Source organism: Williamsia serinedens, from assembly GCF_024171725.1.
In the GTDB taxonomy this organism is placed as follows: Bacteria; Actinomycetota; Actinomycetes; order Mycobacteriales; family Mycobacteriaceae; genus Williamsia_A; species Williamsia_A serinedens.
In genome coordinates this window covers 369,711-390,809 of record NZ_JAMTCG010000006.1, presented here as the reverse complement: position 1 = coordinate 390,809, position 21,099 = coordinate 369,711, and the positions used below count along the sequence as shown (strand labels likewise).

Here is a 21,099-nt window from a genome sequence, read left to right as displayed (position 1 = left end):
TGTCCCGAGAACGCACCCGAGAAGACGCAGGAGTGACGACGTGGCACAGGTGACCGCAACCCAGTCGATCGACATCGCGGCCGCGCCCGACGCGACGCTGGCCGCCCTGGCCGACTACGCGACTGTCCGCCCGCAGATCCTGCCCGAGCAGTACCTCGACTACCAGGTGGTCAGCGGCACCTCGGGCACCGGCACCGTCGCGCAGTGGACGCTGCAGGCCACCAAGAAGCGGTCGCGGAACGTGAAGGCCACGGTGGCCGTCGAGGGCTCGACGATCGCCGAGACCGACGCCAACTCGACGATGGTCACCACCTACACGGTGACGCCGAGCGGGTCGGGCTCGTCGGTGTCGACGACGACGTCGTGGCAGGGCGCCGGCGGCATCGGCGGCTTCTTCGAGAAGACCTTCGCGCCGAAGGGCCTGAACCGCATCCAGGCCGCGCTGCTCGGCAACCTGAAGTCGCACCTGGAGAAGTAGTGGCCCGTCGACGCCGTCCGGTGCCACTCCCGGCCCGCGACGGTGTCGACGCGACCCGGATCGTCCCCCGCTCCGACGGGACCGCTTTCGACGCCCTGCGCGCGGCGTCGTCGCTGGCGGACCTGTCCGACGACGCCCTGCTGTCCCGCTTCGCCGACGGCGAGGTGGTCGGCGGAGACGGGCGGGTCCTCGAGCCCGCGGCGGCTGTTCGGGCCCGACAGCCGCTGTGGATGTACCGCGACCTGCCGGTCGAGACGCCGATCCCGTTCGACCTCGAGATCCTCCACGCCGACGACGACATCGTCGTGGTGGACAAACCACACTTCCTGGCCACCATGCCCCGCGGTGCGCACGTCGGCGAGACGGCTCTGGTCCGCCTGCGGCGACTGCTCGGCGACGACGCCGTCAGCCCGGCGCACCGGTTGGACCGGCTCACCGCCGGTGTCCTGCTGTTCACCCGCCGCCAGGAGGTCCGGCGCCCCTACCAGGAGCTGTTCGCGCAGGGGTGCGTCGAGAAGGAGTATCGGGCGATCGCGCCCGAGCCGCCCGACGAGCTGTCGCTGCCGTGTGAGGTCGCGAACCGCATCGAGAAGACGGCCGGCGACCTGCGTGCCCGCGTCGTCGACGGGCCGGTGAACGCCCGGTCCCGGATAGAGGTTGTCGGTGCCGGGCCGGAGTCCGGCCTCGCCGAGTACGGGCTGACGCCGGTCACCGGTCGCACGCATCAGCTGCGGCTGCACATGGCGTCGCTGGGCATGCCGATCGTCGACGACCCGCTCTACCCCGACGTGCGTCCCGACCTCGCGGCGCTGCCGGACGACGGCGACTTCACCCGACCGCTGCGCCTCGTCGCCCGCCGACTCGCCTTCGACGACCCGCTGACCGGTCACCGTCGGGAGTTCGTCTCCCGACGCTGACCGCCGAGCGTGCCAAAACTGCCCGCCGAGCGGGCCAAAACTGCCCGCCCACCGTGCCGAAACCGGCTGTCGAGGCCACCGCGTCAGCCCGGTGCGACGATGGGTCGGTGATCGTCGCGTCGTACGACCGCCTGGAGCGGCACGGGATCGAGGCCGTCGTGTTCCTCGACACCGAGAGCGGCGAGTGCTTTCAGATCCAGCGGGACCTGCCGGCACCGGTCACCGACTCGGCGCCGACCTACCACCTGACCACCGGGGTCTCGTCGCCGTTGGCGGGCGGGATCGTCGACTGGCGGCGCGTCGACGACCGCTTCGAGTTCGCGCTGACACCACGCGCCGCGCGCATCTTCGGGGGCGCCGACGTGCTGTCGTTCGTCGCCGAGCCCACCGACGGCATGACGCTGGAGGACATCGCCGACCACGTCGAGCGCCTGGTCCGCTGAGCTGTCGGGTTCGCGCACTACCCTGGTCGACGTGGATCCCGAGAACCCCATGGCAGGTCTGCTCGAGCAGGCGCAGAAGATGCAGCAGCAGCTCCTGGAGGCGCAGAACCGCATCGCGCAGACCGAGCTGACGGGCACCGCCGGCGGCGGCCGCGTGACGGTCGCCGGCACCGGCCAGGGCGACGTCACCAGCGTGACCATCGACCCCTCCGTCGTCGACCCGTCCGACGTCGAGACGCTGCAGGACCTCATCGTCGGCGCTCTGTCCGACCTGGCGAAGAAGCGCGACGACCTCACCGCCAGCACGATGGGCCCGCTGGCCGGTGGGCTCGGCGGTGGCATCCCGGGCTTCGGCGGCCCGGGTCTGGGGCAGTGACGGGCCGGTGTACGAGGGGCCGATCCAGGATCTGATCGACGAGCTGGCGAAGCAGCCCGGGCTCGGTCCCAAGGGTGCTCAGCGGATCGCGTTCCACCTTCTCGGTGGTGAGCGCACCGACATCGATCGGTTGATCGCGGCGCTGGGCAACGTCCGCGACAACGTCACCTTCTGTGCCGAGTGCGGCAACGTCTCCGCTCAGAAGCTCTGCCGCATCTGCTCCGACGCCCGCCGCGATGCGACGAAGATCTGTGTCGTCGAGGAACCGAAGGACGTCCAGGCGATCGAGCGGACCAAGGAGTTCACCGGTCGCTACCACGTGCTCGGCGGCGCGCTCGACCCGCTCGGCGGTGTCGGGCCCGACCAGCTCCGCATCCGAGAACTGTTGCGACGTCTGGCGAATCAGACCGACGGTGTCGACGTGACGGAGGTGATCGTCGCGACCGACCCGAACACCGAGGGCGAGGCGACGGCCACCTACCTCGTGCGGATGCTCAAGGACTTCCCCGGTCTGTCGGTGACCCGCTTGGCCTCGGGTCTCCCCATGGGTGGCGACCTCGAGTTCGCCGACGAGCTGACGCTCGGCCGCGCACTGTCGGGTCGTCGCATCCTGACGTGACCGCGTTCGACGTCGAGGCCGCAGCGGCGTCCGTCGCCGCCGATCTCGAGACCGGCATCGTCGTCATCGACGGACCGTCGGGCGCAGGCAAGTCCACGTTCGCCGACGCGCTGATGCGTGCGCTGGCTGCCCGCAAGACCCCCGCGGCGCTCGTCCGCACCGACGAGTTCGCGACCTGGGACGACCCTGCCGGTTGGTGGCCGGAGCTCGAACGCGAGGTGCTGCAAGCGTTCTCACGCGGCCACGACTTCCGGCACCGACCCCGCGTGTGGTCGGGTGACACCGCAGAACCGGGACCTCGCGTGTGGCGGCGATGGGAGCCGTTGCTCGTCATCGAGGGCGTGACGTCGGCGCGACGTCGTGTCGCGGACCGCGTCGCGATGTCGTTGTGGATCGACGGTGAGGATCGCGAGGCTCGGCTGGAACGCGCCGTCGCGCGGGACGGGGAATCGGTCCGACCACACCTGCGCCGGTGGCAGGACTTCGAGACCGGCTGGTTCGCCGTCGACCGCACCCGGGAGCGTTGTCGGGTGTTGGACGCCTGAGGGTGCAGAAGGGCCAGCTGGTTGCCCTACCTCGAGTCGCTGGCCGAGATACGGCGAGCGAACTAATCGCTAACATGACCGAGAACGACGATGGGGCAGCGAATTTCGGCACCCATATGACATAACTCAAATTATCGGCGCGCGCGGAAACACCAGTCGAAGCAACCGGTTTCTGTGTGAAATCAGGAATTGGCAACCCACGCACCACGACAGACTCGGACTTCGCGCTGTTGCTCCTAGCTGGAGCCAAAGTGAGGTCCATCGCCGGGTGGTTTCACTGGTCATAGTTACACGCCGGCGACCTACCACCCTCCCCCGAGTTGGTAGGCCACCGGCGGCCGCCCGGGAGCGCTTTCCAACCCCGGTAGCTAATCGGGGGCCACCCGCGGCCGACGTACTGCTGGGAGGGTCGGCCGGGGTCAGCGCAATCGTACGCACGCCCGTCGGATGTCCGCGCCGTCTCGTGCTGGCCAATATGGCCATCATTTGATGCCCATTGCACATTGTTTAGCGCCCGCATGATCTGGCAACACCCAGCTGCAGGGGGCCGATGGCCCACCCAGGTGCCGTGCGTTGAGCCCGTAGCCGCGGCACCGCCTCCCGCACTGCGGCAATCCACGCCAAATCGATCACGCGTGCCAGATACTTAGATATATAGACAACACACGGGCCGTGTCCCCCCGCCGCCCAGCACCTCGCCTACGGCGCCATTGATGCGTCGCTCGACAGCAGCCTCCGACCTGCCCTCCCCCTGGCACAGGATCGGGGGCTGTTGGCGCGGTGCCACACCTGGCCTGTGGTCATACCGCGGCCCTCACCGCGACAACGTCATCGGCCGCCGGGAGTGTCCCGGCGGCCGATGAGGTGATCAGTTGTCCCGGATGTCCCGGGGGCCTGTCACTTGGTGTTGATGGTGATCTTCGCGATGCCGACCAGCAGTCCGGCCTTCACCGCGTCGGTGTTGAAGGTCTGGTTGAGCAGGCCTGCGGCGGTGTCGGAGATGAGCACGCGGGTGCCCTCGAGGACGGCGGTGCCGTCAGGGTTGGTCTGCAGCGGCTTGAGGGTGCTGCCGTCGAGATCGAAGACGATCGCCTGGGTTGCGGCGACCTGGCCGTCGACGCTGACGTCGGCCATGAGCTTGGACGTGCCGGGGTCGATCGTCAGGTTCGTGATGTCCACGGTCTTGCCCCCACCGGTCAGCGAGAAGCCTGCACCCTTGTGGTCGATGATGCCCTGCACGTAGGGCTGGATAGATCCGGGCGTGTAGTAGGTGACGTTGCCGCCGGTGATCGGGAAGATCAGCGATCCGTTCTCGAGCTTCGCGCCGCCGACCACGCCGGGGGTGAGCTTGAGGGCGGTGAGGGCGTCGGTGAAGCCGGTGTCGAGGGCGACGGCGGTGTCGCGGCCGGTGAGGGCCGGGACGGTGGCCACGGGTGCCGGGGTGCTCTGCGCGGCAGACGATTCCGGGGCGGAGGCCGATGCGGCGGTCGACGAGCTGCCCGAGGACGAGTCGTCGCTGGAGCAGGCGGCGGCGGGCAGGATCGCCACGGCGGCGATGGCCGCGGCGACCACGGTCTTGCGGTACGAGATCCTCATGAGAGATGTTCCTAACAATCGATTTTCGCGACGCGGACCGCCGCGAATATTCCGCGTCCACCGATTTGGCTGTCAGCGGGGCGTTGATGGTTCATTCGGAGCCGTCGACGGTTCGGCTTGGTCTCCCAACAAATGTGACCGTTCCGAGGGTGTGGGTGGCCCGGGTCCGCCGGGCCACCCACGTGCGGACCGCGACCGATCTCCCAACGAGATTCGCGGCCCGCAGTCCTGAGTTTCCGCCTGCGCAGACAGTGCACCGACCTGCATGGCCACGGGCGCTGACTAGACCCGCGAATCACAGTGTCGAAGTGCTCGCCTGCGCGATGTATCACCGTAATTCGACGCGACCCACAGAGCGGATTGGTGAGAGCACGCATCAACCACCCGAACCCTCGCAAAGGCCGCTGCGTGCCGCATTTGGGGTCAATCACGCTCGTAACGAATGAGCGCCGCCGACCAAGCTGCCGTGACGGCGGTTGCGAACACCTTGTGTGAACGCAGATTCCCCGGGCGGGGACACCCCCGTCGATGAGGTGGCGGCCCCGGCTGCCACCGGCGTCGCATCACGTCGCGGTGGTTCTCGACTGGATGTCTACGCCCGACGGCTGACGTTCCTGATACGTCGGGCGATGAGGGTTGGACCTGAGGAGGTGCGGGTGCGACGTCGTCCCTCGCGCCCCGACCGTGCCGTGGAGCTGATCAATGTGCTGCGTGCGGTCGCGTTTCGGCGGCCACCGCCGGCCACCGATGACAGGTCGGTGCGTAGTCCGCGGGTAACCGCCCGGGTCGGGGTAATGCTCGGTGTCTGCGTGGCAATCTGTTTCGCCACGGGTCTGACCAGTCACTGGATTCAGCACCCGCCGAGCTGGTTCTACTTTCCCTCCGATCCACCGTGGTTGTATCGCGTCAGCCAGGGGCTTCACGTCATCACCGGTACCGCGGCCATTCCACTGATTCTCGTCAAACTGCAGCTGGTCTTCCCGAAAATGTTCGCACGGCCGGTGATAGGCAGCCCGCTGCGGCTGCTCGAGAGGGGATCCATTGCGGTGCTGGTCAGTTCGATGATCTTTCAGCTGTTCACCGGACTGATGAACACCGCCCAGTTCTACCCGTGGAAGTTCTTCTTCACGACCACCCACTACGCGATGTCCTACGTCGTCGTTGCGGCACTGCTGGTGCATATAGCGGTGAAGCTGCCCATCATTCACGCCGCGTTCCGGGGCCCTGTCGATGCCACAGCACCGATCGACAACGCGCCGCAGGGTCGTCATCGCGTGGGGGCGCCGTCATGACGCGCCCACCGACACCGGACGACCCGGCCAGCGAGCCCACCGACAGCACCTCCGCCAACCCCGTGCCACGCGACCCACCACCGTCCGCGTACGCCCGCTTGATCGACCCGCACAGGGGCGGGGGGTCGGCCGGCCTGTCGCGCAGAGCGATACTGCGGGGCAGTGTCGCCGCGGCTGGTCTTGCGGTGCTCGCATTCGCCGGGCAGACGATCCCGTTCCTGCGGTGGATCTCGTTCCTCGCGCCCCGATCCGGGGAAGGCCCCCAGGGCGTTCCGATCAACCGGACCGCCTCCGCCGCCGGTGTCGTTGACACAGCCCAATCCGGGGACTACCGACTGACCGTCGCCAGTAACGGGGTCACGCGCTCGTTGTCACTTGATGACCTGCGGCGCATGCCCCAGCACACCAGTGAGCTGCCCATCGCCTGCGTCGAGGGGTGGAGCGCGCAGGGCCGATGGCGCGGGGTTCGTCTGCGAGACCTGATCGGCATCGTCGGCGGCGGCACCGACCGCGACGTTCGATTCGTCTCTCTCGAACGCGGCCTCTACGGGGTCAGCGTTCTCCCCGCCAACTTCGTCCGCAACCCAGCAACACTCGTCGCACTCGAACTCCACGACGAGACCCTGACCATCGATCACGGATTCCCGTGTCGACTGATCGCCCCCAACCGGCCAGGAGTGTTGCAGACGAAGTGGCTCAGCCGAATCGAGGTCCTGTGACCACGCGAGTACTCCGAGTGCTGCTCATCGCCGCAGCTCTACCCATGGGGTGGTACGGCGTCTCACTGCTGTGGTCGATGCCGACCGCAGACAAGACCTCGATCGCGGTGTGGCTCATCGCCGGGCTTCTGGCCCACGACGCCGTCTTCGCACCCCTGTGCCTGGCCGCTGGACACAGCGCACGGCGGGTGCTCCCGCGGCGATGGTGGGCGCCGATCCTGGCCGCTGCGTCCGCGACGCTCCTGATCGTTCTGCTCGCGTTACCCGTGGTGTACCCGCGGTCGGAGTCGACCCGGGCTCCCGGCAACGCGCAGAACGGCACACTGCTCGACCGGCCCTACGGATGGGGCCTCACCATCGCACTACTCGTCGTCTGGGCACTCGCAATCGTGCTGATCGCGCGACGCCACCGCGCCACGGACGACGATGGACACGACGGCACCGACCCGGACCCGGCTTGAAGCATGAACGCGCAACCGCCAACGCCTCAGAGACTGAAGTTCAGCTCACCGTTCACACCCGCGGGGAAGAACCCGCCGCGGTTCGCCGGCTTGGGGTTCAGGTAGACGACGTTGAGCACCTGGAACGGGGTGCGCCCGAACGCGATCGCGTTCGCGTCGGTCGGGACCAGGTTGGCCACACCGTTGCGCGTGATGCCCTGATCGTCGTCCTGTGGCCCGTCGAGGCTGTCGCGGGCGTCGGAAATCGCGTTGGCCTCCTCGATCAGACCCTTGTTGTAGAGGCTGGTCCGGATGATGCCGGCGTGATAGGCCTCGACGGCGAGGATGCCGGCGGCCGCGTCGAGGTAGGTCTTGTTCTGCACCAGCGGTGCAGCACCTTTGTACGCGGTCACGCCCACGTCTTCGAAGACGAACGACGCCAACAGGAAGTTCTCCTCGTTCGCGAACGCGTCGAACTTCTGGTTGCCGCTGACCAACCCTGCCGCCTTCGCGGCGGCGGTGAAGCTGGCGTCGAGGTCGATGGCGGGGCGAGCAACGGCGGCGCCACCGAGAGCCTTGCGGAGGAACGCGACATGGGCGAGTTCGTCCTGCGCGATCTCCTTCGCATACGCGGCGACGGCGGGTGTCGTGAACGAGACCTTGCGACCACCCGTCACCTGCCCGAAGCGGCCCTTGCCCGGGAGCAGGTTCGGCGGCAGACCCGTGCCGAACACCGCACGGTGGTAGAACTCGGCCTCCAGGTACTCGAGGTTCAGCGCGAAGTTGAGGATCGCCCCGTCGGTGATGGGTCCGACAGGCGGCGGCACGAAGGCGCCGACTTGCGGTGGGATGGGCGGGCCGCCCGCCTGCGCGATGCCGGTGCCGGCCACCATCGCGGCGGTAGCGCCGAGTCCTGTCAGACCAGCTGCGCGCATAAAGCGACGGCGATCGACAGTGTTTTCGGCGCTGTTGGCGATCGCCGAGGCGACGAATTTCCGATCGAACATGGGACTCCCCCAGAGGTGGCAGGCAGCCGACCGGCCACCATGTTGACACGGCCCCGCAACTGGAGGTCGTGCGACGACCTAAACACACAACATCCGACCTGAGAACCATTCCTGAGAAGGTTTTTTTCAGCCCATCCGCACCGCCTCCCGCGCCGAATACACGCCCTTCGGCGCGGGTTTGTAGACACGACGAAAGGTCGGGCCGACAGCGCTTGAGCGGAACCGAAAGAGGCAGTCGGGTCCACAAGCATCCGCCGCCCTCCATGCGTGACACCAACCCACTACGCGGCCGACTCCGAATACCTACGACAGGACCCGCAACGCACACCCGGAAGCCGGCCCACCCTCGTCCAGCCCCGTAGCAGTAAGGAGCCAACGTGGTGACCTGCCAGCTGTTCGCCTATGGCGAGTTGCGGCGTCCGGCGGTGCAGGCCGCGGTGTTCGGTCGTGCGCTGACAGGAACGCCAGACTGCGTCGTCGGTTACGAGTTGCTCGAAGTCACCGTCACAGACCAGGTGGTAATCGAACGCAGCGGCACCCACACGCATTTGTCAGCCGTCTTGGGAGGTGCAGGCTCCCGCATCGACGGCTTTGTGTACGACGTCACCGACGCCGACCTCGCCGACTCAGACGCCTTCCGACCCGACGAATACTCGCGGGTAGCGGTGCCCCTCGAGTCAGGCGTCACGGCCTGGACCTACGCGTTCAACCCCACTCCTACGTCCACGTCAGCGGATCCAGTACTCACCTCCCCAACAGACCCAGGTCTCGACGACCACCGTCATCGACTGCGAAACGCCATAGTCAACTGCGCGCTGGGGGTCCGCAACATCGGATGGTCGGCCGACTCCCATGGTCATTCGCGACACTTCATCGCGGCGGTAGCACTCGTACTAGACGACACCGACTTGCAGAACGATCTGAACGTGACCAGAAGGTCGATTCTGACGGCGTGGTCAGTAACGCTATGGGGCACTCGACGTGGTCGACAAGACCAGACGGACGAACTGATTCTCACGCGAGCATGGTTCGAGCGGTGCTCGGCAAGCGTCGCAGACTCCGTCAGCCCAAGCAACACGCAATGAGCCGCACCGCCAGTTAAAGCCAGTGTTCGAAACCCACGAGACCCGTGACAGCCCGGGTCTTTTGAGCGGCTAGCTGACATAATCTGTGTTTTCGGCGCCGCGCTGCGACGATCCCGTGCACGACAGGCGTTTACGTAACGACCGATTAGCCCCTTGCAACTCCGTCAGGCATCCGTATGAACCCCGGCGGTCGCGGTACCACAACCGGTGATCGGCACTGTTCGGGTGATCTATTGGCGTTTATGGCCGAGAAGCGACAGATCCTCACGTGTGGCACGTTGCGCTGACTCACAACCGAGGCCGCAACCTTGCGGGTACAGCGTCAACCCCGTAGATGTGGCATCGAACGGGCGGAGGCGCGCTCAGCGACGCCCGGCCGCGATACGTTCTCGACGGAGGCGGTCGATCTCGGGGAGGTCGAGCGGCGGCAGTTGAGAACCGACCGCCTGCGACAACAGGTGGTCGGCCAACTGCGGGTTGCGCGCCAGCGCAGGACCGTGAAGGTAGGTGCCGATCACGGATCCGGTCACCGCGCCGTCGAAGCGATCGCCGGCCTTGTTGCCGTCGCCGGCCGACACTCGTGACAGCGGCTTCGAGCCCGGACCGAGAACCGTTCCGCCGCGGTGGTTCTCGAAGCCGGTGAGCGTGTCGGTGAGTCCGTCGAGGATCGGTTCGGCGACGAGCTCGCCGATGCTGCGCTTGCCCTGCGGGCTCGTGGTGAGGTCGAGCATCGAGATGCCCTCGACGCGTTCCCCCGCCGACGTCTCGTACCAGTGGCCCAGGACCTGGATCGCCGCGCAGATGGCGAGCACGGGCGCCCCACGCTCGGCGGCGCGCTGTAAACCGGGGTACCGCAACAGGTGCCGAGTCGCGAGGCGCTGTGCATAGTCCTCCGCGCCGCCGAGGGTGTAGACGTCCAGCGAGTCGGGGACGGGGTCGTCGAGGGTGATCTGGACGATCTCCGCGTCGATGCCACGCATCAGCGCCCGCTGGCGCAGCACAAGCGCGTTGCCGCCGTCACCGTAGGTGCCCATGACGTCACCGAGCACGAGACCGATACGGAGGGTGGAGGTGTCAGCCACGAGAAACCCCCGCGCTGCGCTCGATGCGGTCGATCGCGACGCCCAGGTCGCGGAACGCGGTGTAATTGGCGAGCACGTCGACGCGGCCGGGTGGACACGACGCGATCGCCGCGAGCGGTTCGTCGACCGTGGTGTGCTTGGCACCCGCGTACAACAACCGCACGCCGAGATCCGCTGCACGCTCACCGGATGCGACGACGGCGCTGTTCTCGAAGTGCTCGAAGCGCACGTCCCACAGCCACGACAAGTCCTCCCCGTCGGGCACCTGGCCGTTCACGGCGATGACGAGCCCGGAGGCGTCCGGGTCGATCATCGACAAGGCCTCCTGCCACCCGGCCGGGTTCTTGGCCAGCAGCATCCGGACCGAGTGCTCACCGACCTGACGCACCCCGTAACGACCCGCGACCTCACCGACGGTCCCGACCGCCTCGACAGCAGCGGCGGGGTCGGCGCCCATCGCGACAGCAGCCGCGACAGCCTGGGTCGCGTTGCCGCGGTTGGCCTTCCCCGGCAGCGTCAGGCGCAGCGGCGCGGTGAACCCGTCGGGTCCATGGATGGACTCGTCGTCGAACCACCACGTCGGCGTGGGGCGCCGGAAGTCGGTTCCGCTGGACCACCAGTCGTCGCCGTCGCGCACGATCGGCTCGCCCGAGCGGGGGCAGCTGATCGAATCGTTCGCCCACCCGCCGCCGGCGGCGACCCACACGACGTTCTGCGCGTCGTAGGCCGCCGACGTCACCAGCACGTCGTCGCAGTTGGCGACGACGACCATGTCGGGATGCCGAGCGATGCCCTCCCGCAGACGCTTCTCGATGATGGTGATCTCGCCGACGCGGTCGAGCTGGTCCCGCGAGAGGTTCAGCAGCACCAGCACTTCCGGGTCGACCGCGTCGCTGACGTGCGGGACATGCAGCTCGTCGACCTCGATGGCCGCGTAGGGAGCGGTGCGGCCGAGGGTGAGTGTCGCGATGATCCCGGCGTCCATGTTGGCGCCGTCCGCCTGGCTGATCACCTCGCCCAGGGTCCCGAGCGCGGCGGTGGTCATCTTCGTCGTCGTCGACTTGCCGTTGGTCCCGGTGACGACGGCGGTCCGCTTGCCGGCGGCCAGCCGCTGCATGATCGACGGGTCGATCCGCGCGGCGATCAGGCCACCGATCATCGACCCCTTGCCGCGACCGGTTCGTTGCGATGCCCACCGGGCTCCGGCGGCAGCGGCGAGGGCTGTCCGGGTGCGGAGGGGGAGGCGTGCCCGGGATCGAGCGTGGGCGTCGGACATGGCGACGAGTCTGTCACAGCGGACCGGCGTGTTCTCGGCGCCATCAGCCCTGCCACGCAGCCGACGATGACGATCGCGGCGCCGGTGACCTGCAGCAGCGACGGCGCCTCACCCAGTGCGATCCACGAGGCCGTGATCCCCACCACGGGCACCATCAGCGACATCGGCGCGACGGTGCTCGCGGGGTAGCGGCCCATGAGGAAGGTCCACAGGCCCGACCCGGCGATCGTCCCGATGAGCACGACGTAGGCCAGGCCGACCAGTGCGACAAGGCCGCTGTGGTCGCCGATGGTGCGGACAGCGTCGACACCAGCGCCCGGACCCTCGACGGCGAGACTCACGAGGTAGAGCGGGATGGGCGGGACGACGCACATCCACAGCGTCAGATGCAGCGGGTTCGGGGCCTTGGCGAGTCGGCTGCCGAGGTTGCCGAACGCCCACCCCAGGCCGGCGATCAACGTCAGCACCATCGGCAGCAGGCCGGCGGTGGCGCCGTGGCCGATGCGGTCGACGGCGATGAGAACCATCCCGCCGACGGCCACGCCGATCCCCGCGACCTGCCGCACCGACATCCGCTCCCCGAGCAGCAGGACGCCCAGGATCACCGTGAACGGCGCCGACGACTGCAGCACCAGGGATGCGAGACCCGTCGGCATCCCGGTCGCCATCGCGAGGAACAGGAATGCGAACTGCACCACGCCGAACCCGGTGCCGTAGAGAAGCAGCCATCGCAGCGGCACCTGCGGTCGGGGGACGAACAGGATCACCGGGACGGCCATCACGGCGAAGCGCAGCGCGGCGAAGAAGAACGGCGGGAAGTGCTCGAGGCCGGCGTGGATGGCGAGGAAGTTCAGTCCCCACACCACGACGACCGTGAGTCCGATCAGGCGATCCCGAGTGGTCATGGGTCCGATCGTGGGGTCTGTCGGCAGTTCAGCACAATCGAATAGTCGTTACCCATATGTGTAGATTCGCTACATGGACGTGCACCGACTGAGGCTTCTCAGGGAGTTCGCCGACCGCGGCAGCGTCGGTGCCGTCGCTGATGCGATGCGGCTCACCCCGTCGGCGGTGTCCCAGCAGCTCAAGGTGCTGGGTCGCGAGGCCGGGATCGACCTCCTCGAGCAGGACGGCCGCGGCCTGCGTCTCACCGACGCCGGGAGGGCGCTGGTCCTCCGCGCCGACGACGTCATCGCCGCCGTCGACCGTGCGGCGGACGAGATGGCCGCCCACGCCCGGACTACCGTCGGGTCGGTGCGCCTGGCGATGTTCCCGTCGGCCGCCGCGCTGCTGCTGCCGGGTCTGCTCTCGCGGATGGCTGCGTCCGGCGTCGCCGTCGTCGCCACCGACGTCGACGTCCCGTACGCGTCGGCGCCCGACACCCTCGCCGATCACGATCTCGTCCTCACCCACCGCGACGAGCGCGCGCCGTCGGTGCGGTCGCCGCGTATCCGCTCGTCGGTGGTGATGCGGGAGCCGGTGGATCTCGTCGTCCCGCCGGGTCACCGACTGTCCGGGCAGGACGAGGTCACCCTCGACGACCTCGCCGACGAGGACTGGATCAGCGTGCGCGGCGGTTTCCCCGTCGACGACGTCCTGCTCTCACTGGCCACCATCACCGGTGTCCAGCCACGAGTCGTCCACCGCATCAACGACTTCGCGGTGATCGAGGCGATGGTCGCCGATGGTCACGGCGTCGCGCTGATCCCGCGGTTCGCGGTGCGGCATCCGGCGGTCCACCAGCTCGTGCTGGCCGGCGTCCGGGCAGCCCGCGTGTACGAGATCCTGCACAGGCCACAGGCTCTCGACCGCCCGGTCAACGCCTCGGTGGCCGACGCGCTGCGATCGCTGTGCGAGGCGGTCGCCGCGTCCGGGCAGCCGCGGCGCTACACGGTCGCGGGTGTACGGAACTCGTAGTCGCTCAGCGGGAACGTCGACGCGGCCCGAAACGAGGCAGTCGTCGACGTCGGGCGGAGCAGTGCGGCCTCGCCGTGCTGGTTGAAGTAGTAGCTGCGCGCGGTGGAGCACTGGCCGCGGTAGAACACCGAGTCGCCCAGGCGCTCGGTGACCTCGGTCAGGAACGCGTCGTTGGCTTCCTCGGTCACCTCGAACGACACCGCGTCACGACGCTGCAGTTCGCCGAGCAGGCGACGCATGTGGCCCATCTGCGACTCGATGGTCGTGAAGTACGAGAGCCCGCTGTAGGAGTAGGGACTGTTCAGGCTCAACAGGTTCGGGAAGCGGGGGACGGTGATGCCCTCGTACGCCTGGAACCGGTTGTCGCGCCAGAACGCGCCGAGATCGCGACCCTCGCGGCCGATGATCTGCAGGGCCGGGAAGTTCACGTCCCACAGGTTGAATCCGGTCGCCAGGACGAGGGTGTCGATCGGGGTGTGCCGGCCGTCGACGGTGACGATGCCGTCGGCGTCGAAGCGCTCGATCGGTGACGTCTCGAGACGCGTGTTCCGACGGTTGAAGGCGCGGAAGTACTTGTTGGAGAACGTGGGTCGTTTACAGCCGAAGTCGTAGTCGGGGGTCAGGGCACGCCGTGTCGCACGGTCGCGTACCGACAGCCGCAGGTGTGCCTTGGCGAGCAGCGCTGCCGCCTTGTTCATCGGCTTCGCCTGCCGGAAGTGCAGCACTCCGACGATCATCAACGCCTCCAGCAGCGCGTCGTTGACCTTCCGAGCAGCCTTCTGCGTCGCCGGAACGCGGGCGAACAGACGCCGCACCACCGGCGGGATGGGGAAATCGATCTTCGGCACGACCCATATCGGGGTGCGCTGGAAGACGGTGAGAGCCTCTGCGCGCTCGGCGATCTCGGGGATGAGCTGCACGGCGGTGGCGCCGGTCCCGATCACGGCGACCCGTTCACCGCTCACGTCGTGTGCGTCGTCCCAACGGGTGGTGTGCAGGACGGCGCCGGTGAAGGAGTCGATGCCGGGGAAGTCGGGCGTGTGCGGCTGCGAGAGGAACCCGGTCGCGGTGACGAGGAACCGCCCGGTGATCTCCTCGCCGTCGGCGGTCGTGACGCGCCAGAATTGCGCGTCGTCGTCCCACTCGGCGCGTTCGACGAGCACCCCGAACCGCATGGCATGGCGGAGGTCATAGGTGTCGGCGATGTGCTCGGCGTAGCGCTTCAGCTCCGCGCCCGGGGCGAACAGCCGGGTCCAGTTCGGGTTCGGGGCGAACGAGTAGGAGTAGGTCACCGAGGCGATGTCGACCGCGAGACCGGGGTAGTGGTTGACGTGCCAGGTGCCGCCCAGGTCGTCCTCGCGGTCGAGGATCGACAGCCGCGAGTACCCCATCTCCTGCAATGCGATGGCCGCACCCATGCCACCGAACCCCGCGCCGACGATCACCGCGTCGAATTCTGGTGTCATCGTCGACACCGCCCTTCTGTCTATAACCCCGAGTAACAGGTATCGCAGCAGTCTGCGTCACCGTCCCCGAGCCGTCAAGACCGTGTTTCACCGTCAACGACGTCCGGGTAGCCCCGGGTCACCGACGAAGGAGGACCGATGGCATCGACGACCCGCACCACCACAGACCACGACGAGATCCGCGAGTGGGTCGAGGACCACGACGGCACGCCGGCGGTGGTGCGCGGCACCGAGTCCGGGGAAGAGGTGGGTGTCCTGCGGTTCGACTTCCCGGGCGGGGCCGGTGAGGACGAACTGAGACACGTCGAGTGGGACGAGTGGTTCCAGTCCTTCGACGACGCCGGGTTGGCGCTGGTCTACCAGGAGGAGAAGGTCGACGGAAGCGACAGCACGTTCTTCCGCCTGGTCGACGCCGACGACGTCTGAGAACTCCCGGTCGATCCGGCGAGACCGGCCCCCCTGGTCGCCGTCACGCCTACGCTTCGGTTAGCGACGCTTAACGCAACGATGCGACCGAGAGGCGGGCGGCATGCAGGCCAGCGATCACCCGGAGACCAGTCACGCCGCGGGGCCGACAGAGCCACCGCTCATCGAGAAGCCCATCGGCGCGGTTCTCACGGAGACGGCCGCCGCCCATGGCGACCGCGACGCGCTCGTGGAGGTCGCGACCGGCCGCCGGTGGACGTGGGCCGAGCTGCGGACGGCGGTCGACGAGGTCGCCGCGGGTCTGCTCGCCGCCGGCATCCGCAAGGGTGATCGGGTCGCCATCTGGGCGCCCAACTGTGCGGAATGGGCCCTGGTGCAGTTCGCGACGGCGACCGTCGGCGCGATCCTGGTGACCGTCAACCCTGCATACCGAACCCACGAGCTGCGGTACGTCCTCGGGCAGTCGACTGCGCGCCTCGTCGTGGCCACACCGTCCGCCGGCTCGTCCGACTACGCGGCGATGCTGGCGGCCGTCGCCCCTGAGGTGCCGACCCTCGAGCGCACCGTCTTCATCGGCACAGACAGCTGGACGGAGTTCGTCGACGCGGGCCGTTCCGTCGACGCCGACGAGGTCACCGGGGCGCGCGAGGCGACCGCGGCGACGGATCCGATCAACATCCAGTACACGTCGGGCACGACGGGGTCGCCGAAAGGCGCCACCCTGAGTCACCGGAACATCCTCAACAACGGGTATTTCGTCGGCGAGTTGTGCGGCTACACCGAGATGGACCGTGTGTGCATCCCGGTGCCCTTCTATCACTGCTTCGGGATGGTGATGGGCAACCTCGCGTGCGTCACCCACGGGTCCACGATGGTGATCCCCGCGCCGGCGTTCGACCCCGGCGCGACCCTCGATGCCGTTGCCGCCGAACGGTGTACGTCGCTCTACGGGGTCCCCACCATGTTCATCGCCGAACTCGGGCACGAGCGCTTCGGCGACGTCGACCTGTCCTCGCTGCGGACCGGCATCATGGCCGGCTCGCCGTGTCCGATGGAGATCATGAAGCAGGTGATCGACCGGATGGGGATGTCGGAGGTGTCGATCGCCTACGGCATGACGGAGACGTCGCCGGTGTCGCTGCAGACCCGCGTCGACGACCCCGTCGAGAAGCGCGTCTCGACGGTCGGGCGGGTCGGGCCGCACCTCGAGGTCGCGATCGTCGACCCCGCGACCGGCGAGCGCGTCGCGCGCGGGGAGCCCGGGGAGCTGTGCACCCGTGGGTATTCGGTGATGCTCGGCTACTGGGACAACCCCGAGATGACGGCGGAGGCGATCGATCCCGACGGCTGGATGCATACCGGCGACATCGGGGTGATGGACACCGACGGCTACGTCGCGGTGACGGGCCGGATCAAGGACATGGTCATCCGCGGTGGCGAGAACATCTACCCCCGCGAGATCGAGGAGTTCCTCTACCGCCACCCCGACATCCTCGACGCGCAGGTGGTCGGGATCCCCGACGCCAAGTACGGCGAGGAACTGGTCGCCTGTCTGCGACTACGACCGGGCGCCGATGAGATCACAGCGGAATCGCTGCGGGAGTTCTGCCGAGAAGGGTTGGCCCGCTACAAGATCCCGCGGTACGTCCAGATCCTCGACGAGTTCCCGATGACCGTCACCGGCAAGGTGCGCAAGGTGGAGCTCCGCGAACGGGCCACGCAGGCAGTCGGGGTCACCCGGCCGTCGTCGGCCGGGTGACCCGGCCGCTCACGGCGCCCAGGTACGCGGGGCCTGCTCGCCGTTCTCCGGGGCTGCCGAGCGGTGCGCCCGGTTCACCGCCGACACGACCGCCCGCAGCGTCGCCGTCGTGATGGAGGTCGCGATGCCGACGCCCCAGACTGTCTCGCCGTCGATCTCGGTCTCGATGTAGCTCGCCGCCTGCGCGTCGAAGCCCGAGGTCAGGGCGTGCTCGCTGTAGTCGAGGACGCGGATGTCGTAGCCGACGGTGCCCAGGGCGTCGACGAACGCGGCCAGGGGACCGTTCCCGGTGCCGCTGATCTCCTTCTCGACGCCGTCGACCTTCACCACCGCGTGGATGGTGTCGTCCCCGCCGTCGACCTCGGAGGCGTCGACACGCTGGCTGATCCGTTCGAGCGGCCGGACAGGGTGCAGGTACTCCTCGGCGAAGACGTCCCACATCTCCTTCGGGTTGACCTCGCCACCCTCGCCGTCGGTGATCTTCTGGATCTCCCGGCTGAACTCGATCTGCAGACGCCGCGGCAGGGACAGCCCGTGGTCGGCCTTCATGATGTAGGCGACGCCGCCCTTGCCGGACTGGCTGTTGACCCGGATGACCGCCTCGTAGTTGCGGCCGACATCCTTCGGGTCGATCGGCAGATACGGTACGGCCCAGGTGATGTCGTCGACGTCGGCGCCGGCGGCGTCGGCGTCGACCTTCATCTGGTCGAGGCCCTTGTTGATGGCGTCCTGGTGGCTGCCGGAGAACGCCGTGTAGACCAGGTCACCACCGTAGGGGTGACGCTCGGGGACGTTGAGCTGGTTGCAGTACTCGACGGTGCGACGGATCTCGTCGATGTCGGAGAAGCTGATCTGCGGGTCGACACCACGGCTGAACAGGTTCATGCCCAGCGTCACCAGGCACACGTTGCCGGTGCGCTCGCCGTTGCCGAACAGGCAGCCCTCGATGCGGTCGGCGCCGGCCTGGTAGCCCAGTTCCGCTGCGGCGACGGCGGTCCCGCGGTCGTTGTGCGGGTGCAGGCTCAGGATGAGCGAGTCACGGCGGGCCAGGTTGCGGTGCATCCACTCGATGGAGTCGGCGTAGACGTTCGGGGTCGCCATCTCCACCGTCGCCGGCAGGTTGACGATCATCGGGTCGTCCGGGGTGGGCGTGATGATCTCGCTGACTGCGTCCACGACCTCCTTGGCGTACGACAGCTCGGTGCCGGTGTACGACTCGGGCGAGTACTCGTAGCGCCAGTGCGTCTCGGGGTACTTCTTCTCCTCGGACTTCACCAGATGTGCTGCGTCGGTGGCGATCTTCGTGATCGCCGCCTTGTCGGCGCGGAACACGACGCGACGCTGCAGGACCGAGGTCGAGTTGTAGAAGTGGACGATGACGCTGCGCGCGCCGCGGCAGGCGTCGAAGGTGCGCTCGATCAGTTCCTTGCGGCACTGGGTGAGCACCTGGATGGTGACGTCGTCGGGGATGGCGTCGTCGGTGATGATCTCGCGGACGAAGTCGTAGTCGGTCTGGCTGGCCGAGGGGAAGCCGACCTCGATCTCCTTGTAGCCCATCCGGACCAGCAGGTCGAACATGCGGCGCTTGCGCGCCGGGCTCATCGGGTCGATGAGTGCCTGGTTGCCGTCACGCAGGTCGACGGCGCACCACGCCGGCGCGCGATCGATGACCTTGTCCGGCCACGTGCGGTCGGCGAGCGTGATGGTCTCGACCTCGTCGGCGAACGGTCGGTAGCGATGGGACGGCATCGCCGAGCCGCGCTGGGTGTTCCAGGCAGGCTGGTCGGCGGGGATGGGGCCGTTGGGTTCGACGATGCGGCTGGCGGCCGACGTGAAGCTGTCTGCTGCGGGCATGGGGTGGATCTCCGGTTTCGTGTCAGCGGTCGTGGGGGAGGAGACCGGCACACGCAGGGATCCCGCGGCGAGGAGCCGGTCCGATCAGACCCCGCCGCGGCAGCCGAGGAGAAGAGCACGCCGCACGAGCGGAGACCCTACCCCCGCCCCCGCGACGGGGACAACACCGCGTCGACGGACAGGTCGGCGACCGCGTCACGGAGGGCGCGGGTCTCGTCGTCGTCGATCGAGGGAGCGGTCCCTCGACGCCAGCAGAGACCCAGCAGCTCGTGCACGGTCGCGCGGAGGCGGACATGCCGTGGCCAGTCGTCGCGGGCGAAGGCGGGCTCGTCGACGGCGGCCGCGCCCGCGGCGAGTTCGGCCTCCATCAGCGACCACTGGACGTCTCGACGACGCTCCATCGCGGTCGGGGATGTGACGGGTGCCCAGGAGACGACGTCGAGCAGCCGGGCCATCGCGGTGAGCGCTCGGGCACGGGTGAAGCGGGTGGTCCGACGGTGGGCGCGGGGCGCGACGACCCACAGCGCACCGATGCCTACCGCGACGCCGATGACCGTCTCGAGGATGCGGTCGAGCGCCGGCGTCGCGATCGCCGGACCCGACGCCGACATCGACAGCGCGAGCGGGGTGATCGCCATGACCGCGAGTCCGTAGTTGCTGACGACGGCGAGCTCGATGAGGAACGTCAGAACCGCGAGCAGCACGACGAGGACGACCGGACCCGGCGCGAGGTGATGGATCAGCGCGAACAGGCCGACGCCGGCGGTGGTGCCGACGAGACGGTGGGCGCCGCGCAGTGCGCCCCGGATGCGGTCGGGGCCGAGCTGCAGCACCAGGACGACCGCGACGATCGCCCAGTCCGGTCGGCTGAGCCCGCACAGCACCGACACCACACCTGCGACGGTCGCCGCGACCGTGACCCGCACGGTGGCGACCGCCGCGGGGCTGTCGACGTGGATCGCCGATCGGAGTCGACGGGCGATCGAGGGACGAGGCAGCGGCGCCATCGCCACCGGGTCGCCCGGGTCCGGGTCGGTACCGGTGTGCACGCGGTGGTGTGCCTCCCACAGCCGTCGGGCGAGCGGGCCGTCGACCTGCGCACCGTCGTGCAGGACACTCCACGCCTGCAACAGGGCGCCGCCCGCACCTTGGCGGAGGTGTGACGAACGGGATGCCCCGGCGTCGAGATACGCCTCCACCGATGTCGTCGCGGCGGCGACCGCGGCCGCCTCCGGCGCCCGGCGACCGACGAGCGCGGGCGCCATCCCGACCACGAGTGACCCGGCGACACCCGCCGCGGTGACCGCGACGACCTCGAGCGGGCTCACGCCGTGCTGCACGACAGACAGGGCGACGCCCCCGGTCAGGACGAGGAAGAACGGGCCGGGTGGGCCGATGCGCAGCGCGTTGCCGACGAACACCACCAGCGCCGAGAGCACGACCGACGCGGCCACGAGTCCGAGCGACGCCGCGGTCGACGGAGTCGCGCCGGCGACGTGTGCGAGCGCGCCCAGCGATCCGGCCGACACAACGAGCGCCAGACCCGCCGTGAGGATGACCCGCCATCGGATCCGATAGGGGCGGTTCTCGCCGTACAGCACCGCGAACCCGCCGAGCGCCGCGAGCAGCGCGGTACGACCGAGTCCCGCGCCGAGCAGGATCGAGGCGGGGAGTGCGAACGCCGCGGCGGCGCGGACCGCCGCCGGCCATCTGCTGCCGATCCCGTCGACCGTGACGAAGGTGCGCAGCACCGACGGCCGCGCGGGTGGCGCGGGCACGTCGGCGGCTGCGGGGGAGGTCAT

20 protein-coding genes and 1 pseudogene are annotated in these 21,099 nt (G+C 68.6%); 13 read left to right on the top strand and 8 right to left on the bottom strand.

Annotated elements, in window-relative coordinates:
* The first annotated feature begins 40 nt into the window (after positions 1–40).
* From LX12_RS17780 to LX12_RS17755, 6 genes are all read left to right on the top strand, one after another.
* The gene (locus LX12_RS17780; protein ID WP_253655906.1) at positions 41–478 is read left to right on the top strand and encodes an SRPBCC family protein; all 438 of its coding nucleotides are present in this window, start codon (positions 41–43) and stop codon (positions 476–478) included.
* The gene (locus LX12_RS17775; RefSeq protein ID WP_253655905.1) at positions 478–1,395 is read left to right on the top strand and encodes a pseudouridine synthase; all 918 of its coding nucleotides are present in this window, start codon (positions 478–480) and stop codon (positions 1,393–1,395) included. Before LX12_RS17780 ends, LX12_RS17775 begins: the two co-directional genes overlap by 1 nt.
* Positions 1,396–1,502: 107 nt before the next feature.
* On the top strand, positions 1,503–1,838 hold the full coding sequence (locus LX12_RS17770; protein ID WP_253655904.1) for a hypothetical protein: 336 nt from the start codon (positions 1,503–1,505) through the stop codon (positions 1,836–1,838).
* 49 nt (positions 1,839–1,887) lie between these two features.
* The gene (locus LX12_RS17765) at positions 1,888–2,214 is read left to right on the top strand and encodes a YbaB/EbfC family nucleoid-associated protein (protein ID WP_253655976.1); all 327 of its coding nucleotides are present in this window, start codon (positions 1,888–1,890) and stop codon (positions 2,212–2,214) included.
* 7 nt (positions 2,215–2,221) lie between these two features.
* The gene (gene recR, locus LX12_RS17760) at positions 2,222–2,833 is read left to right on the top strand and encodes a recombination mediator RecR (RefSeq protein WP_253655903.1); all 612 of its coding nucleotides are present in this window, start codon (positions 2,222–2,224) and stop codon (positions 2,831–2,833) included.
* Positions 2,830–3,378, top strand: coding sequence for a uridine kinase family protein (locus LX12_RS17755; RefSeq protein WP_253655902.1), 549 nt, complete (start codon positions 2,830–2,832; stop codon positions 3,376–3,378). Before recR ends, LX12_RS17755 begins: the two co-directional genes overlap by 4 nt.
* Before the next feature lie 897 nt (positions 3,379–4,275).
* Here LX12_RS17755 and LX12_RS17750 read toward each other — a convergent pair.
* Positions 4,276–4,974, bottom strand: coding sequence for a hypothetical protein (locus LX12_RS17750; protein ID WP_253655901.1), 699 nt, complete (start codon positions 4,972–4,974; stop codon positions 4,276–4,278).
* A 656-nt stretch (positions 4,975–5,630) separates the two neighbouring features.
* Between LX12_RS17750 and LX12_RS22305 the strand changes: the two genes are divergently transcribed.
* The 3 genes from LX12_RS22305 to LX12_RS17735 are packed head-to-tail and all read left to right on the top strand — an operon-like array spanning position 5,631 to position 7,446.
* Positions 5,631–6,266: a hypothetical protein gene (locus LX12_RS22305; protein ID WP_308214031.1), complete on the top strand. Its 636-nt coding sequence runs from the start codon at positions 5,631–5,633 to the stop codon at positions 6,264–6,266.
* Positions 6,263–6,985 carry a molybdopterin-dependent oxidoreductase gene (locus LX12_RS17740; RefSeq protein WP_253655900.1) on the top strand — a complete coding sequence of 241 codons (723 nt, stop codon included), beginning with the start codon at positions 6,263–6,265 and terminating at the stop codon, positions 6,983–6,985. The genes LX12_RS22305 and LX12_RS17740 overlap by 4 nt, the downstream gene beginning before the upstream one ends.
* On the top strand, positions 6,982–7,446 hold the full coding sequence (locus tag LX12_RS17735; protein WP_253655899.1) for a hypothetical protein: 465 nt from the start codon (positions 6,982–6,984) through the stop codon (positions 7,444–7,446). The genes LX12_RS17740 and LX12_RS17735 overlap by 4 nt, the downstream gene beginning before the upstream one ends.
* 26 nt (positions 7,447–7,472) lie before the next feature.
* Here LX12_RS17735 and LX12_RS17730 read toward each other — a convergent pair whose 3' ends face one another.
* Positions 7,473–8,432, bottom strand: coding sequence for a ferritin-like domain-containing protein (locus LX12_RS17730; RefSeq protein WP_253655898.1), 960 nt, complete (start codon positions 8,430–8,432; stop codon positions 7,473–7,475).
* Positions 8,433–8,812: 380 nt separating this feature from the next.
* On the opposite strand from LX12_RS17730, the gene LX12_RS17725 reads away from it, so the two are divergent.
* Positions 8,813–9,517 carry a gamma-glutamylcyclotransferase family protein gene (locus LX12_RS17725; RefSeq protein ID WP_253655897.1) on the top strand — a complete coding sequence of 235 codons (705 nt, stop codon included), beginning with the start codon at positions 8,813–8,815 and terminating at the stop codon, positions 9,515–9,517.
* A 362-nt stretch (positions 9,518–9,879) separates the two neighbouring features.
* On the opposite strand, the gene LX12_RS17720 is transcribed toward LX12_RS17725, so the two are convergent.
* The 3 genes and pseudogenes from LX12_RS17720 to LX12_RS17710 form a co-directional block, all read right to left on the bottom strand.
* Entirely contained in the window at positions 9,880–10,599 is a 720-nt protein-coding gene (locus LX12_RS17720; protein ID WP_308214030.1) for a type 1 glutamine amidotransferase, read from the bottom strand.
* Positions 10,592–11,851 (bottom strand): annotated as a pseudogene (locus LX12_RS17715) (Mur ligase family protein); the annotation flags it as partial. The pseudogene LX12_RS17715 and the gene LX12_RS17720, both read right to left, overlap by 8 nt.
* Positions 11,755–12,780 (bottom strand): EamA family transporter, encoded by a 1,026-nt coding sequence (locus tag LX12_RS17710; protein ID WP_253655896.1) that lies wholly within the window; start codon positions 12,778–12,780, stop codon positions 11,755–11,757. The pseudogene LX12_RS17715 and the gene LX12_RS17710, both read right to left, overlap by 97 nt.
* A 73-nt stretch (positions 12,781–12,853) precedes the next feature.
* Here LX12_RS17710 and LX12_RS17705 point away from each other — a divergent pair, with 73 nt between their 5' ends.
* Entirely contained in the window at positions 12,854–13,792 is a 939-nt protein-coding gene (locus tag LX12_RS17705; protein WP_253655895.1) for a LysR family transcriptional regulator, read from the top strand.
* On the opposite strand, the gene LX12_RS17700 is transcribed toward LX12_RS17705, so the two are convergent.
* Positions 13,762–15,258 (bottom strand): flavin-containing monooxygenase, encoded by a 1,497-nt coding sequence (locus tag LX12_RS17700; protein ID WP_253655894.1) that lies wholly within the window; start codon positions 15,256–15,258, stop codon positions 13,762–13,764. The two genes, LX12_RS17705 and LX12_RS17700, sit on opposite strands and share 31 nt — an antisense overlap.
* A 138-nt stretch (positions 15,259–15,396) precedes the next feature.
* On the opposite strand from LX12_RS17700, the gene LX12_RS17695 reads away from it, so the two are divergent.
* A complete protein-coding gene (locus LX12_RS17695) occupies positions 15,397–15,684 on the top strand; it encodes a hypothetical protein (RefSeq protein ID WP_253655893.1) in 288 nt (95 codons plus the stop codon).
* 103 nt (positions 15,685–15,787) lie between these two features.
* A complete protein-coding gene (locus LX12_RS17690) occupies positions 15,788–17,443 on the top strand; it encodes an AMP-binding protein (protein ID WP_253655892.1) in 1,656 nt (551 codons plus the stop codon).
* A gap of 9 nt (positions 17,444–17,452) precedes the next feature.
* Here the strand turns inward: LX12_RS17690 and leuA are convergent, their stop codons facing one another.
* Together leuA and LX12_RS17680 are read right to left on the bottom strand one after the other, a co-directional pair.
* Entirely contained in the window at positions 17,453–19,297 is a 1,845-nt protein-coding gene (gene leuA, locus LX12_RS17685; protein ID WP_253655891.1) for a 2-isopropylmalate synthase, read from the bottom strand.
* A 137-nt stretch (positions 19,298–19,434) separates the two neighbouring features.
* Entirely contained in the window at positions 19,435–21,099 is a 1,665-nt protein-coding gene (locus tag LX12_RS17680; RefSeq protein ID WP_253655890.1) for an FUSC family protein, read from the bottom strand.

Excerpts from the sequence above, each read along its gene's own strand:
- LX12_RS17765 (WP_253655976.1), top strand. The coding sequence starts at position 1,888 with ATGGCAGGTCTGCTCGAGCAGGCGCAGAAGATGCAGCAGCAGCTCCTG.
- LX12_RS17750 (WP_253655901.1), bottom strand. The coding sequence starts at position 4,974 with ATGAGGATCTCGTACCGCAAGACCGTGGTCGCCGCGGCCATCGCCGCC.
- LX12_RS17740 (WP_253655900.1), top strand. The coding sequence starts at position 6,263 with ATGACGCGCCCACCGACACCGGACGACCCGGCCAGCGAGCCCACCGAC.
- LX12_RS17730 (WP_253655898.1), bottom strand. The coding sequence starts at position 8,432 with ATGTTCGATCGGAAATTCGTCGCCTCGGCGATCGCCAACAGCGCCGAA.
- LX12_RS17710 (WP_253655896.1), bottom strand. The coding sequence starts at position 12,780 with ATGACCACTCGGGATCGCCTGATCGGACTCACGGTCGTCGTGGTGTGG.
- LX12_RS17705 (WP_253655895.1), top strand. The coding sequence starts at position 12,854 with ATGGACGTGCACCGACTGAGGCTTCTCAGGGAGTTCGCCGACCGCGGC.
- LX12_RS17700 (WP_253655894.1), bottom strand. The coding sequence starts at position 15,258 with ATGACACCAGAATTCGACGCGGTGATCGTCGGCGCGGGGTTCGGTGGC.
- LX12_RS17695 (WP_253655893.1), top strand. The coding sequence starts at position 15,397 with ATGGCATCGACGACCCGCACCACCACAGACCACGACGAGATCCGCGAG.
- LX12_RS17690 (WP_253655892.1), top strand. The coding sequence starts at position 15,788 with ATGCAGGCCAGCGATCACCCGGAGACCAGTCACGCCGCGGGGCCGACA.
- leuA (WP_253655891.1), bottom strand. The coding sequence starts at position 19,297 with ATGCCCGCAGCAGACAGCTTCACGTCGGCCGCCAGCCGCATCGTCGAA.
- LX12_RS17680 (WP_253655890.1), bottom strand. The coding sequence starts at position 21,099 with ATGACCTCCCCCGCAGCCGCCGACGTGCCCGCGCCACCCGCGCGGCCG.